Genomic DNA, 13759 nt, shown 5'->3' with positions numbered 1-13759 from the left:
CCGGCAGAAACCGACAGGCGCCGGGGCTGTGGACTTTGCGTTATGGTCATGGCATGAACACCCTTTTCCTCAAACTCGGCTGGCGGACGTTGCTGCGCGACCTGCGCGCCGGGGAACTGCGCCTGCTGATCGTCGCGGTGACACTGGCCGTCGCCGCCCTGACGGCCGTCGGTTTTTTTGCGGACCGCCTCAAGGGAGGCCTGCAGCGCGATGCCCGCCAGCTGCTCGGCGGTGACGCCGTTCTTCGCAGCGACGGCATGACCCCCGAGGTGTTCATCGCCAAGGCGCGCAGCCTGGGCCTGCAGGTCACCTCGACAGTGACCTTTCCGACCATGGGCCGGGCGCGCGAGGAAGACGGCGGCGCCAGCAAACTTGTGGCCTTCAAGGCGGTGCCCGAGGGCTACCCCTTGCGCGGCACCCTGCAGGTCGCTGCCAGCCCCGAGACTGCCGGCGCGGCCACCCGCGAGATTCCCGCCCCCGGCACGGCCTGGGCCGACGCATCGCTGCTCGATGCACTGGGCCTGCGCATCGGCCAGACCCTGCTGATGGGCGACGCCCGCTTCACTTTGACGCGTGTGATCGTCCAGGAGCCGGACCGTGGCGGCGGTTTTGCCAATTTTTCGCCACGCGTGATGATCAACAGCGCTGATCTGGCGGCCACCGGCCTGATCCAGCCCGCCAGCCGGACCAACTACCGCTTTGCCGTGGCCGGCAGCGACGCCGCGGTGAAAGCCTATGTCCAGTGGGCCACGCAGGAGATCAAGAAGGCCGAGTTGCGCGGCGTGCGCATCGAGTCGCTGGAAAGCGGCAGCCCCGAGATGCGCCAGACGCTGGACCGTGCCGAAAAATTCCTCAACCTGGTGGCCTTGCTGGCGGCCTTGCTGAGCGCCGTGGCCGTGGCCATCGTGGCACGCGGCTTTGCTTCCAAACACCTGGACGACTGCGCCATGCTGCGCGTGCTGGGTCAGCCGCAACGCACCATCGCGCTGGCCTACACCTTTGAATTTGTGCTGGCCGGCATGGCCGCCAGCGCCCTCGGTGTGCTGATCGGTTTTGCCGTGCACTATGGTTTTGTGCTGCTGCTGGCCGGCCTGGTTGAGACAGCGCTGCCGGCGCCTACCGTCTGGCCGGTGGCTTTCGGCATGGGCATGGGTCTGACCCTGCTGCTCGCTTTCGGCCTGCCGCCTGTGCTGCAGCTGGCCCAGGTGCCACCGCTGCGGGTGATCCGCCGCGATGTCGGCAACCTGCGGCCGGCCTCGCTGGCGGTGCTGGTGGTCGGCGTGCTCGGTTTTGCGGCCCTGCTGGTGGCTGCCAGCAGCGACCTCAAACTCGGCCTGATTGCCGTCGGCGGTTTCGCCGGCGCGGTGGCGGTGTTTGCCGTGGCCAGTTTCGCGGCCGTCAAGCTGCTGCGCGCCAGCGTCAACGAAGCCACCGCGCCGCGCTGGCTGGTGCTGGCCACGCGCCAGCTGTCGGCACGTCCGGTCTATGCGGTGGTGCAGGTCAGCGCGCTGGCGGTCGGTCTGCTCGCGCTGATGCTGCTGGTGCTGCTGCGCACCGATTTGATCAGCAGCTGGCGCCGGGCCACGCCGCCCGATGCGCCGAACCGGTTTGTCATCAATGTGCAGCCCGAGCAGGGCGCCGCGTTCCAGCAGGCCTTGCGCGATGGCGGCGTCACCAGGTTTGACTGGTTCCCCATGATCCGTGGCCGCCTCGTTGCGATCAACGGCAGGGACGTGACGCCGGAGGACTTCGAGGACGACCGCGCCAAGCGCCTGGTGGACCGCGAGTTCAACCTGTCCCATGCCGCCCTGCAGCCCTCACACAACCAGGTGGTGGCCGGCCGCTGGACGCCCGACGAGGCGGGCGCCATCAGCGTCGAGGACGGGCTGGCCAGCACGCTGGGCCTCAAGCTGGGCGACAGCCTGCGTTTCGACATCGGCGGCCAGACCAGCGAGGCAAAAATCACCAGCCTGCGCAAGGTCGACTGGGGCTCCATGCGGGTCAACTTTTTCGTGATGTACCCGGTGGCAAAGATGACGGATGTGCCGGTGTCCTACATCAGCGCCTTCCGCGCGCCCGAACGTGTGCCCGCGCAGGACGGGGTGAAGCCGCGCAGCTTTGACAACGAACTGGTCAAGGCCTTTCCCAACATCACCAACGTCGACATGAGCAGCACCATCGCCCAGGTGCAGCGCGTGCTGGACCAAGTGATACGCGCGGTCGAATACCTGTTTGGTTTCACGCTGGCGGCCGGCCTGGTGGTGCTGTTCGCGGCCATCACGGCGACACGCGAAGAGCGTGCCCACGAGTTCGCCATCATGCGCGCCGTCGGGGCGCGCGCCTCGCTGCTGCGCCAGGTGCAGCGCGCCGAACTCGCCGGCGTCGGCCTGCTGGCCGGTTTCCTCGCTTCCATCGTGGCGCTCGCCGTCGGCTGGGGCCTGGCGCGTTATGTGTTCGATTTCAGCTGGACCGGCTCCTGGACCGTGCCGCTGCTGGGCAGCCTCGCCGGCGCTGTGCTGGCGATGGCGGCGGGTTGGTGGGGTTTGCGTTCCGTACTCAACACACCAGTCGTGGAAACCTTGCGCAAGGCCCAATAATTTCCCTCCGGCTCGTCATCCCGGACTCGATCCGGGATCCATGCCGCATGAACCACAGCCCTGGCTCGCGCCGCATGGATTGCGGATCAAGTCCGCAATGACAAACTCACCTAGAGATTCCCTTTTCAGAATAATCATGAACATCGAAGAAAAACCACCGGGCACACCGCCCTTCGACACCCCCTTCGCCTGGATAGGCGGCGAAGAACGGGTGAAGGTGCTGGTCGACCGTTTTTACGACCTGATGGACCTGGAGCCCGGCTACGCAGCATTGCGCGCGGCGCACGGCAGCGACCTGGCCAAGGCGCGCCAGCACCTGTTCTGGTTCCTGTGCGGCTGGCTGGGCGGGCCGCAGCACTACACCGAGCGTTTTGGCCACCCCAAGCTGCGCCTGCGCCACATGCCCTTTGTCATCGGCATCCTCGAACGCGACCAGTGGCTGGCCTGCATGGACCAGGCGATGGGTGAAACCGGTGTCGATGAAGAACTGCGCGCCAGGCTGCGGGCCTCTTTTTTCCAGACCGCCGACTGGATGCGCAATTCGCCGGCCTAGGGCGCGCTATTTATTTGATAGCTTCCTGCGAGCGTCCCGCCTTGGCTGGCGGCACTTTTTCTTCAGAAAATTCCACAAGCCGTCTTGCAACATCATTTATATTGATGTTTCTGATGAAATCGGCCTTCAGCCCTTATCGTGCGGGCGTCAACAGCTATTGAATTCATAGCGGAACGGGGAAATTCAGCTCTGCGCCAGCAGCACCACCAGCGCACCGGCGCCGCCTTCGGCCGGCCGCGCCTGCACAAAGGCGATCACTTCCTGCTTCTGGATCAGCCAGCTTTGCACCCGGCCCTTGAGCACCGGCGTCTTGCCCGGCGAACCCAGGCCCTTGCCGTGCACCACCCGCACGCAGCGCATGCCGGCCTTGTGGGCTTCGCGAATGAAGGCCGAGAGCGCATCACGCGCATCCTCGCGACGCAGGCCGTGCAGGTCGAGCTGGCGCTGGATGCTCCAGCCGCCGCGGCGCAGCTTGCGCACCACGTCCGGCCCCATGCCCGGCCGGCGAAAACTCAGCGCCTCATCGGTGTCGAGCAGGGTTTCCACATCGAATTCGTCGGAGATCGCCTCGCGCATCACCGACAGCTCGTCGCGTTGCTGCTGCACGGGGATCGGCGCGGGCTGGGCCGGCGCCAGCTGTGCCCGGTGGCCGGGCCGGTGTCTGGCCGGCAGCGCCTTGACCGGGCCGATGGCGCGTGAAAAGAGCTCTTTCTCGGCTTTGACCTTCGCAGCTGCGGCCGCGCGCGCGGCCTTCAGTTCGGCTTCCTGCCGGGCGCGGGTTTCTATCTCGAGCTTGACGGCTTTCAGGCCCTTCAGGTCCTTGATGGCCGGTGGTCTGGCTGCCATCAGAGCAGCCCCCGTTCCGCCATCGAGATCGCCTGCGTGCTGGTCACGACAAAATGGTCCAGCACCCGCACATCCACCAGGGCCAGGGCGGCTTTGAGCGTCTGGGTCAGTGCTTCGTCGGCACGCGAGGGCCGGGCTTCACCGCTCGGGTGGTTGTGCGCCAGCACCACGCTGCCGGCGTGCAGCGCCAGTGCCCGCACCACCACTTCGCGCGGGTAGACGCTGGTTTGTGTCAGCGTGCCGCGAAACAGCTCTTCCAGCGCGATCAGCCGGTGCTGGCTGTCGAGAAACAGCACCGCAAAAATTTCATGCGGCCGGCTGCCCAGCTGCAACTGCAGGTAGTCGCGCACCGCCTGCGGCGTCGTGAACAGCGGTTTGTCCTGCAGCTCCTGCGCCAGCGCGCGGCGTGCCAGCTCCAGCACGGCCACCAGCTCGGCGCGTTTGGCCGGTCCCAGGCCCTTGATGCGGTTGAGGGCCTCATGCCCGGTGTGCAGCAGGCCGGCCACCCCGCCGAAAGTGTCCACCAACTCCTGTCCCATCTGCAGTGCGTTTTTGCCGGGAATGCCGCTGCGCAGCAGCAGGGCCAGCAGCTCGGCGTCGCTGAGCGCGCCGGGGCCGCGGGCCAGCAGTTTTTCGCGGGGGCGGGCGTCCTCGGGCAGGTCTTTCAGGAGCATGGGCATTCCGGCAGGTGGGCAAGCATTGAAAAAAACGCCTTCACAGGGCCAGTATCAGGGCTAAACGGGCTGTTGTTTCCCGGACGGTCGGCACTTTCTACAATAGGGGCAGTTTACAAACAGTTGGCGGCCTCCCGGGCCGGCACCCGAAAGTCCTATGTCCACCGTGGAAACACTCGCTCCCGCCCTTGTCCAGCCTGGTTCCTTCCTGACCCTGCACTACCGCATGGCCGGGCCGTCTGTGGACGGAAAACCGGGCGCCGACATCATCAACACCTTTGCCGGCAAGCCCGCCACGCTGAGCCTGGGCACCGGCGAGCTGTCGCCCGCGATCGAGCAGCGCCTGCTGGGCCTGTGCGAAGGCACGCGCACCAGCTTCGAGCTGGCCGCCGGCGAGGCTTTTGGCGAGCGCAATCCCGAGCTGGTGCAGTGGGTGGCGCGCAAGCTGCTCAATGAACTGGGCGACCCCCACGAGCAGTACAAGGTCGGCGATGTCGTGCAGTTCCCCACGCCCGACGGCATGGGCCAGTACGCCGGCAGCGTGCAGCAGGTCAAGGCAGACGGCGACGCCGTGCAGTTTGACTTCAACCACCCGCTGGCCGGCCAGCCGGTGGTGTTTGAAGTCCAGGTCATAGGCGTTTTATGAACGACAAGGCATTGCCCCAGGAAATCATCCTGGCCGAACCGCGCGGTTTCTGCGCCGGTGTCGACCGCGCGATCGAAATCGTCGAGCGCGCGATCGGCAAGTTCGGCGCACCGATTTATGTGCGCCACGAAATCGTGCACAACACCTATGTCGTCAACGAGCTCAAGCAAAAGGGCGCCATCTTCATTGAAGACCTTGACGATGTGCCGCCGGGCGCCACGCTGGTGTTCAGCGCCCACGGCGTCAGCAAGGCCACCGAGCGCGAAGCCGAAGCGCGCGGCTTCCGGATTTTCGACGCCACCTGTCCGCTGGTGACCAAGGTGCATGTGGAAGTGGCCAAGCTCAACAAGGAAGGCTACGAGTTCATCATGATCGGCCACAAGGGCCACCCCGAGGTCGAGGGCACCATGGGCCAGCTCGACAGCGGCATCCACCTGGTGGAAGACGTGGCCGACGTGGCGCGCATCCAGCCGGCGCAGACCGAAAAACTCGCGGTGGTCACGCAGACCACGCTCAGTGTGGACGACGCGGCCGACATCAGCGCCGCCGTGAAAGCGCGTTTCCCGAACGTGCGCGCGCCCAAGCAGCAGGACATCTGTTACGCCACGCAGAACCGGCAGGACGCCGTCAAGATCATGAGCCCGCAGGTCGACATCCTGATCGTTGTCGGCAGCCCGACCAGCTCCAACAGCAACCGCCTGCGCGAGCTGGCCGCCAAGCTGGGCACCGAGGCCTACATGGTGGACGACGCCACCGAGCTCAAGCCCGAATGGTTTGAAGGTAAAAGCCGCGTCGGCCTGACCGCCGGGGCGTCGGCGCCCGAAATCCTGGTCAAGCAGGTGATAGACCGCATCAAGGCGCTGGGCGCAGTGTCGGTACGCAAGATGGCCGGCATCGAGGAGACCCTCAAGTTTCCGTTGCCCAAGGGGCTCAAGCTGGACGGCCCCGCGCTGGACGCCATCGGCAGCGACCTGCATGCAGAGTCCTAGGCCCGGTATGCCAGATATGCCAGACCGCTATCAAATCGAGAGCTGCCAGCGCAGGTTCCACGAGGGCTACAGCCACTTTATTCGTCAAACCCCGGTGTGGAAGCTGCCCGGCAAGGCCCTCGGTGTGGACTGCGCCGAAGTCTGGCTCAAGCTCGAGCAACTGCAAACCAGCGGCAGCTTCAAGGCGCGCGGCATGCTCAACCGCCTGCTGTCCAACACCATCCCGCCCAGCGGCGTGATTGTGGCGTCGGGCGGCAACGCCGGCATTGCCACCGCAGCCGCCGCGCGTGAACTCGGCGTGCGCTGCGAGGTGTTTGTGCCCGAAGTGTCCAGCCCGGCCAAACGCGCCAAACTCGCTGCACTGGGTGCCGAGGTCGTCGTCACCGGCGCGGCGTATTCGGAAGCGCTGCAGGCCTGCCTGGCGCGCCAGCAGCAAACCGGTGCGTTGCTGACCCATGCCTACGACCAGCCCGAGGTGGTGGTCGGCGCCGGCACGCTGGCGCTGGAGATCGAGCAGCAGGCCGGCCTGCCTGATGCCGTGCTGGTCAGTGTGGGCGGCGGCGGCCTGATCGCCGGCATCGCCAGCTGGTTTGAGCAGCGCGCACGCGTTGTCGCGCTGGAGCCCGAACTCGCGCCCACGCTGTTCCGGGCGCGCGAAGCCGGGCAGCCGGTCGATGTGAGTGTCGGTGGCATTGCCGCCGATTCACTGGGCGCCAAGCGCATTGGGGACTTGGGCTGGGCGGCCACCCAGGCGCATGTGCGTGATGCGCTGCTGCTCAGCGACGACGCCATCCGGGCCGCCCAGCTGTGGCTGTGGAAGGAGCTCAGGCTGGCGGTGGAGCCTGCCGCGGCCTTGCCGCTGGCGGCGCTGCACAGCGGCGCCTATCTGCCGCGGCCGGACGAAAAAGTCTGCCTGATCATCTGCGGCGCCAACCTCGACCCGGCCAGCCTGAACTGAACCCTGCCCCGGTGGCCGGCCTGCCGCGGCACAAAATACAATGACCCCATGCTAGACATCAACCTGCTCCGTAAAGACCTGCCGTCGGCCATCGCCCGGCTGGAAACCCGCAAAAGCCCGCAAGCTTTCCTCGACGTGGAAGCCTTCCAGGCGCTGGAGGCCGAGCGCAAGGCGCTGCAGATCAGGACAGAAGAGTTGCAGAACCAGCGCAACACCCTGTCCAAGCAGATCGGCCAGCTCAAGGCCAAAGGCGAAGACGCCAGCGCCGTGATGGCGCAGGTGACAAGCTCCAAGACCGAGCTGGAGGCCTCCAGCGTCCGGCTCGAACAGATCCAGGGCGAGATGCAGGCCCTGCTGCTGGCCGTGCCCAACCTGCCGCATGAAAGCGTGCCGCACGGTGCGGGCGAGGCCGGCAACGTCGAGGTGCGCAAATGGACGCCGGTTGAAGGCCTGGGCGGTGAGCCACCTGCGTATGCCTTCGAGGTCAAGGACCATGTGGACCTGGGGCAGCCCCTGGGGCTGGACTTTGAATTGGGCACCAAACTCACCGGCTCGCGTTTCACGGTCATGCAGGGCCAGCTCGCACGCATGCACCGGGCGCTGTCGCAGTTCATGCTCGACGTCCAGACCGCCGAACACGGCTACACCGAGTGTTATGTGCCCTACATCGTCAATGGCGATTCCCTGCGCGGCACCGGCCAATTGCCCAAGTTCGAAGAGGACCTGTTTGCCGCCAAAAAGGGCGGGCAGGAAGGGGCGGCAGAAGCCGAAAGCACGGCGCTGTACCTGATACCCACTTCCGAAGTGCCGCTGACCAACTTTGTGCGTGACGAGGTGCTGCCCGAAGCGCAGTTGCCGCTGAAGTTCACCGCGCACACACCCTGCTTCCGGTCAGAGGCCGGCAGCTACGGCCGCGACACCCGCGGCATGATCCGCCAGCACCAGTTCGACAAGGTCGAGATGGTGCAGATCGTCCACCCCGACCACAGCTACGACGCACTCGAAGCCATGACCGGCCACGCCGAGGCCATCCTGCAAAAGCTGGGCCTGCCGTACCGCGTGATGCTGCTGTGCACCGGCGACATGGGCTTCGGCGCCAGCAAGACCTACGACCTGGAAGTCTGGCTGCCGGGCCAGAACGCCTACCGCGAAATCAGCTCGGTCTCCAACTGCGAAGCCTTCCAGGCCCGCCGCCTGCAGGCCCGCTTCAAAAACGCGCAGGGCAAAAACGAATTTGTGCACACCCTCAACGGCTCCGGCCTGGCGGTGGGCCGCACGCTGGTCGCGGTGCTGGAAAATTATCAGCGCGAAGACGGCAGCGTCGCGGTGCCGGCTGCCTTGCAGCCCTACATGGGCGGCATCACGGTGCTGGCACCGCCTGCCCGCTGACAGGTTCGCCGGCCTGATAGAATTGCGGCTCGATTTAGGAGAGGTGGCAGAGTGGCCGAATGTACCTGACTCGAAATCAGGCGTACCGCAAGGTACCGTGGGTTCGAATCCCACCCTCTCCGCCAAGAACCGGTTTGATGTAGTCCAACACAGACCCCCAAAAGCCCCGCAAACCCAGTGTTTACGGGGCTTTTTTGTTTCCGGTCGTCCAATGTGGGGTATTGCAAGTCGGGATGATTTGGGGGTATGTTCGGGGGTATCGGCTCAAAACCTTGGGGGTATTTTTCCAAAAAGGCCGTTTGGAGCCTTCCATGCCCCTGACAGACACCGCCATCAAGAAGGCCAAACCCGGCCCCAGCCCGGCTAAACTGAGCGACGGCAAGGGCATGTACCTGCTGGTGACTGAAAGCGGCTCAAAGCTGTGGCGCTGGAAGTACCGGGCGGACGGTAAGGAAAAGGTGATGGCCCTGGGCTCCTATCCGGATGTGTCCTTGGCGCAGGCGCGGGAGGCGATGGGCGCGGCGCGCAAGCTGCTGGCGACGGGCAGCGACCCGATGGCGCAGCGCAAGGCTGACAAGCTGGCCAAGCAATCCGCAGCCGAAAACTCATTTCAGACCGTGGCCCTGCTGTGGTGGGATCAATGGCGCAGCGCCAAAAGCCCTCGCCATGCTGATGACGTGCATAAGCGTTTGAAGGCCGATGTTTTCCCGGCCATCGGCAAAAGGCCCATTTCGGACATTCAGGCCCCCGAACTGGTGGCAATGGTCAAGGCCATCGCGGCGCGCGGCGCTCTGGATATTGCCAAACGCGCTTTGCAGACATCGGGGCAGGTGTTCCGCTATGCCATCGCGCATGGGCTGGCACAGCGCAACCCGGCGACCGACATCAAGCCTGCAGACATATTGGCATCACGCAAGGCGGGTAACTATGCCCGGCTGGACGCTAAAGAGCTGCCCGACCTGCTACGCCACATGGAAGCCTATCAAGGCGCACCCGTCACGCGCCTAGCCATGAAATTGATGGCGCTGACCTTTGTACGCACCTCTGAGCTGATAGGCGCGCGCTGGGCTGAGTTTGACCTGGAGGCCGGGCGCTGGGATATTCCGCCTGAGCGCATGAAGATGAAAACCCCCCACATCGTGCCTTTGTCATCACAGGCGGTAACGGTGTTGCGCACGCTGCAATTGGTATCAGGGCATGGGGCTTTGCTGTTCCCCGGTGAGCGCGACCATGAAAAGCCCATGAGCAACAACACCATCTTGAAGGCGCTGGAGCGCATGGGCTACAAGGGCAGGATGACTGGGCACGGGTATAGGGGCATCGCGTCAACCGTTCTGCATGAAATGGGCTTTAACCATGCCCATATCGAGTTGCAATTGGCGCATCAAGAGCGCGACCAAGTGAGCGCGGCCTACAACCATGCAACCTATCTCAAGGAACGCGCCAAGATGATGCAGCATTGGGGCGACTATCTGGAGAACTGCACATCAGGCAAAGTGTTGACCTTCAAACGCAAGGCAGCTTGAACTAAAAGATTTTTGCCAGTCCTAGGCTGATCCCCGAAAACCCGTTTCCCTGACGGGCTGGACTGGCACCTTATCAGGGGCGCGGGGGCCGCATGTCGCATATTAGAAAGCTACAGGGAAAATCGAGGCCAGTTCTTGCCTATCGGAGGCGAGGGTTAGCGGCTGCTGAGTTTGAGGCAATGACTGAACGCTCAATTTTGGAAGCAAGCCAAATGGCAGACGACGCGTTAGAGGACGCGCGCTCATTGCTCGCAGTGTTGCCCGACATGAGCAGGTTGGATGAGATTGAAGGTGATAGTGAACGCTACGCCTTTGCGTATATGCACATGCGGGCGATGGAAGTTTTTAGACAAAAAGCTAACCCCCTGTCCATGATCGAAGTAATTGAAATAGTCATCAGTGACACAAATTCCGCCAAAGCACTGTTAAAACATGCTCCACACAGGAAAGCGAAAGAATTCGTCCAAGCGGAGTGGAGTTTGCATCGCGAGAACTACGGGGACAACAAATCCGCATTCGCACGTGACTATGTGCGACGTGTGTGGAACGAAATGAATGTGACGGTAACGGAGAAACAACTGCGCGAGGTCTGGCTGCGCGATACCCCGCCTGCAGGCAAACCGGCCGGGTAGCTGGCAGGCGGGTAATGACTTCCACAGCCTAGACCAACATCATCGACTCCATGCCAGCCACCACGGCGCTGGACACACTTGGAGTTATTTGATGGTCAGCAAAACCTCGGTTCAAGGCACCGACCAAAAGCCCCACTACGCACGCGCCAAAGCAGCCTGCGCGCATTTCCAGATAGCCCGGTCAACCCTGTGGCAGTGGACGAAATCCCGCCATGGTTTCCCGCAGCCCCTGAAGGCCGGGGAAAAAGTCACGCTGTTCGACATCAACGCCATAGACGCTTTTCTCAAAGCGCAGGCAGCGAAGTAAGCGGGCAAGCCATGGAAAAAAATAAGGCCACCTCCCCCGAAAAGAAAGCGGCCCTAGAAGCTATCAGGGCAGAGTTTAAGGGCACCAGTGCCGATACGCAATGCGCGCGGCTGCTGGAGGCCCTGGCGCGGTTTCCCATCACCACGTTCGAGGCCATGCGCTACCTGGACATTTACCACTGCCCCGCGCGCATATTGCAGCTGCGCAAGGAAGGCCACCGAATCCTGACGCACAGGCAGACCGTGGTGACGGAGGCCGGGGTGAGGCATTGTGTGGGCCTGTATACGCGGGAGGGCAAGCAATGAACACGCCTGACGCGGTACACAACGACCTTGACCTGCCTACCGGGCAGCGTGAGCGCAAAGCCTATGCAACGCTGGCGGCGCAATTCGCCTTGATCGGCATAGAGCTGATTAAAGGCGACCCGGAGGTGATCGGCCAGACGCCTTACTACGCCACCCGCTATGGGCTTTGGAAGCCCCTGGATAGCCTGGACGCGGCGCGCGAGTACCTGGCTAAACGCACAAAGGCAGGCCGTGAGCAAGAGCTACAAGCGCAGTAAGGACAAGCGGGACGGTGATCGCTACGTGGCCTTACCGCATGTGGTGATTGACAGCCCCAGCTATCGCGCCTTGGGGTACGCTGCGCGCGCCTTGCTGCTTGATATTGCCCGCCAGTACACGGGCAGCAATAACGGGCGGCTGGTGGCTTGCGCGAAGTACCTCAAGCCGATGGGCTGGCGAAGTCACGACACCGTTTCGCGCGCGCTGACGGAAGTCAAGGAGGCGGGGCTGCTGATTGAAACCCGCATGGGTATGCGGCCTAACCGTGCGGCCTGGTTTGCATTGGGCTGGTATGCCCTGGACGTGACGGACGGCATAGACCTTGATCCAAAAACCTATCGGACAGGGCAGTACAGACTTGCGGCGCTTAACCCGAAGGTCGGGGTAGGAAGGGTATGAACAGCCCCGATTTCTGGCGATGGTGTAACGGGCTTTGCCCCGCTCATCGGGGCTATCCGGCCACTTTCAGTCAATGCGCTAACCCGATAGGCGGGGAGTATCTAGAAATACCATCTATTGCAGGCATTCAAAGCCACAGATACAGGCATGGGCAAAAAGGCGAAAAGGTGCGCGCGCGTGACCGGGGGCGGTTGATGGCCGTTGCCTTGATTGAAAAAAGGCGAGTTGGCCTATTGATTTCGTTTTCTGTGGAGGTGGCGAATGAGTAGAGGCGGCATGAGGTACGGCGCTGGCAGGCCCAGCTACAAGCTCAAGGCGGAACACCTGCTACGCGTAGAAATTGGCCGATGGCATCGCGGCGGCTATTTGCGCGCAGGGCAGTCATTTACCTGGAGCTGGCATCGGGGCGATGAACCTACGGGCAGCATTGGGGTTTTGGTGCATGGCACTGACTCGCTGGCCCTGCAATACATGGTGGGCAGTGACGACCAGCGGCGCGATGGGAGCCAAACTATCCGGCTTGCGCATACAGCCTGCAATTACGGCAAGTCCCGGCCCTGGTTTGTTTGCCCCGTCTGCCAGCGACGCGCGGGTGTGCTGTACATGCGCGCGGGGCGGTTTGCCTGCAGGCACTGCCAGCGGGTGAGCTATGCCAGCCAGTCAGGTGATGTGCTGGATCGGATGTGGCGCAAGCAATCAAAACTGGAGGCCCGGCTGGGTGAGTATTGGCGGCGACCCAAGGGCATGAGGCATTACACCTATGACCGGCTGATAGATCAACTGGAAGCCTGTGAGCAAAGGCGCGAAGATGCGTTCTGCGAATTTACGGCGCGATTCCTAGCGGTGACGGGTGCACTATAAGGGGCACATAGATATAGGGAGTAAAAAGTCTGGAGGGGCGTGGGCAGAAATCGAACTGGTCGCCACGCAAAGAAACTCCCTCGAAAAGGACTGTGGAATTGGCCCGCATTCCCCTAGGTCTGTAACGCCTGAATATCGGGACTCGCTAAGATCTCAGCGGCGAAATGTCGCAATAAAGCAAAATGATGATCGGCGATCCGTTCCTCTTTCTGGGTGCCGTCGGCTTGCTTAATGATGCGGTTAAACATTTGCCCATCTTTCAAGGCGTTGATGTCGTCCAAATCCTTTTTTAGATCGACGTGAGCTCCGCCATCTTTGTGGGCGGCTGCAAGCACCACACGTCCCCGCGTCAATAAAACTTGGTTGGTGTACAAAGCGGGCTGGTTCCACCAGTCTTCGACTGACTGCGTTAAAGCGCCGACGCTCGGTGGCGTGTAGTCCAGATGTTTCCCAAGTGTGATGGGAAAGAATGACCCGAAATCGATGGTCGGCAACATAGCGAGGGCATTGGCGGTTGAAGTTGGATTAGTGGTCGAGATCAACTGAATTGATGCCTTGACGCCCATCTGATAAAGGATTGAATGACTGTTTGTGGTGTCATAGAAAATGACACGTATAGCGGTCGCGATCCGTAGCGCCTCTTCTCTATCACCTGCGTCAAACGTGACGCATGAGGTTGTCAGAAATTTCAATTGGCGTACTAGGTGATCTTTCAGGGCCTGATTTATGGTGCTCATGGTGTTCCTTATAGGGCTGGCAATGATTGGCTTACGCCGCAAGCAGAAGGGCGCGCTCGATTTTCGGGGTGATCAGCGAATA

General features: G+C 62.8%; 16 protein-coding genes and 1 tRNA gene. 14 read left to right on the top strand and 3 right to left on the bottom strand.

Going from position 1 to position 13759, the window contains the following annotated elements; genetic code table 11:
- The first annotated feature begins 53 nt into the window (after positions 1-53).
- Both B7X65_RS09845 and B7X65_RS09840 read left to right on the top strand, forming a co-directional pair.
- A complete protein-coding gene (locus B7X65_RS09845) occupies positions 54-2597 on the top strand; it encodes an FtsX-like permease family protein (protein ID WP_293594133.1) in 2544 nt (847 codons plus the stop codon).
- A 136-nt stretch (positions 2598-2733) separates the two neighbouring features.
- Positions 2734-3150, top strand: coding sequence for a group II truncated hemoglobin (locus B7X65_RS09840; RefSeq protein ID WP_293594132.1), 417 nt, complete (start codon positions 2734-2736; stop codon positions 3148-3150).
- A 183-nt stretch (positions 3151-3333) separates the two neighbouring features.
- Here B7X65_RS09840 and B7X65_RS09835 read toward each other — a convergent pair whose 3' ends face one another.
- Both B7X65_RS09835 and radC read right to left on the bottom strand, forming a co-directional pair.
- Positions 3334-3996 (bottom strand): Smr/MutS family protein, encoded by a 663-nt coding sequence (locus B7X65_RS09835; RefSeq protein ID WP_293594131.1) that lies wholly within the window; start codon positions 3994-3996, stop codon positions 3334-3336.
- On the bottom strand, positions 3996-4670 hold the full coding sequence (radC, locus tag B7X65_RS09830; RefSeq protein WP_293594130.1) for a DNA repair protein RadC: 675 nt from the start codon (positions 4668-4670) through the stop codon (positions 3996-3998). The genes B7X65_RS09835 and radC overlap by 1 nt, the downstream gene beginning before the upstream one ends.
- Before the next feature lie 157 nt (positions 4671-4827).
- Here radC and B7X65_RS09825 point away from each other — a divergent pair, with 157 nt between their 5' ends.
- The 12 genes from B7X65_RS09825 (at position 4828) to B7X65_RS09770 (ending at position 12940) form a co-directional block, all read left to right on the top strand.
- On the top strand, positions 4828-5316 hold the full coding sequence (locus tag B7X65_RS09825) for an FKBP-type peptidyl-prolyl cis-trans isomerase (RefSeq protein WP_293594129.1): 489 nt from the start codon (positions 4828-4830) through the stop codon (positions 5314-5316).
- Positions 5313-6305 (top strand): 4-hydroxy-3-methylbut-2-enyl diphosphate reductase, encoded by a 993-nt coding sequence (ispH, locus tag B7X65_RS09820; protein WP_293594128.1) that lies wholly within the window; start codon positions 5313-5315, stop codon positions 6303-6305. The genes B7X65_RS09825 and ispH overlap by 4 nt, the downstream gene beginning before the upstream one ends.
- A 16-nt stretch (positions 6306-6321) precedes the next feature.
- Complete coding sequence (locus tag B7X65_RS09815) at positions 6322-7263, top strand: threonine/serine dehydratase (protein WP_293594127.1); 942 nt, start codon at positions 6322-6324, stop codon at positions 7261-7263.
- A gap of 48 nt (positions 7264-7311) precedes the next feature.
- Positions 7312-8652 carry a serine--tRNA ligase gene (gene serS / locus B7X65_RS09810; RefSeq protein WP_293594126.1) on the top strand — a complete coding sequence of 447 codons (1341 nt, stop codon included), beginning with the start codon at positions 7312-7314 and terminating at the stop codon, positions 8650-8652.
- Between the two features lie 37 nt (positions 8653-8689).
- Positions 8690-8777: transfer RNA gene (locus tag B7X65_RS09805), tRNA-Ser, on the top strand.
- Between the two features lie 186 nt (positions 8778-8963).
- A complete protein-coding gene (locus B7X65_RS09800; protein WP_293594125.1) occupies positions 8964-10178 on the top strand; it encodes an integrase arm-type DNA-binding domain-containing protein in 1215 nt (404 codons plus the stop codon).
- 179 nt (positions 10179-10357) lie between these two features.
- Positions 10358-10810 carry a hypothetical protein gene (locus tag B7X65_RS09795; RefSeq protein WP_293594124.1) on the top strand — a complete coding sequence of 151 codons (453 nt, stop codon included), beginning with the start codon at positions 10358-10360 and terminating at the stop codon, positions 10808-10810.
- A gap of 91 nt (positions 10811-10901) precedes the next feature.
- Positions 10902-11117: a hypothetical protein gene (locus B7X65_RS09790; protein WP_293594123.1), complete on the top strand. Its 216-nt coding sequence runs from the start codon at positions 10902-10904 to the stop codon at positions 11115-11117.
- A gap of 11 nt (positions 11118-11128) precedes the next feature.
- A complete protein-coding gene (locus B7X65_RS09785) occupies positions 11129-11422 on the top strand; it encodes a helix-turn-helix domain-containing protein (protein WP_293594122.1) in 294 nt (97 codons plus the stop codon).
- On the top strand, positions 11419-11679 hold the full coding sequence (locus B7X65_RS09780; RefSeq protein ID WP_293594121.1) for a hypothetical protein: 261 nt from the start codon (positions 11419-11421) through the stop codon (positions 11677-11679). The genes B7X65_RS09785 and B7X65_RS09780 overlap by 4 nt, the downstream gene beginning before the upstream one ends.
- Positions 11654-12079 (top strand): hypothetical protein, encoded by a 426-nt coding sequence (locus B7X65_RS09775; protein WP_293594120.1) that lies wholly within the window; start codon positions 11654-11656, stop codon positions 12077-12079. The genes B7X65_RS09780 and B7X65_RS09775 overlap by 26 nt, the downstream gene beginning before the upstream one ends.
- Before the next feature lie 276 nt (positions 12080-12355).
- Positions 12356-12940, top strand: a complete 585-nt coding sequence (locus tag B7X65_RS09770) for a hypothetical protein (RefSeq protein ID WP_293594119.1) — start codon at positions 12356-12358, stop codon at positions 12938-12940.
- Positions 12941-13053: 113 nt separating this feature from the next.
- On the opposite strand, the gene B7X65_RS09765 is transcribed toward B7X65_RS09770, so the two are convergent.
- On the bottom strand, positions 13054-13677 hold the full coding sequence (locus tag B7X65_RS09765) for a hypothetical protein (RefSeq protein ID WP_293594118.1): 624 nt from the start codon (positions 13675-13677) through the stop codon (positions 13054-13056).
- Positions 13678-13759: the final 82 nt, after the last annotated feature.

The sequence above is a fragment of the Polaromonas sp. 39-63-25 genome, assembly GCF_002278925.1.
Lineage (GTDB): Bacteria > Pseudomonadota > Gammaproteobacteria > Burkholderiales > Burkholderiaceae_C > Polaromonas.
This window is presented reverse-complemented; position numbering and strand designations above follow the sequence as displayed.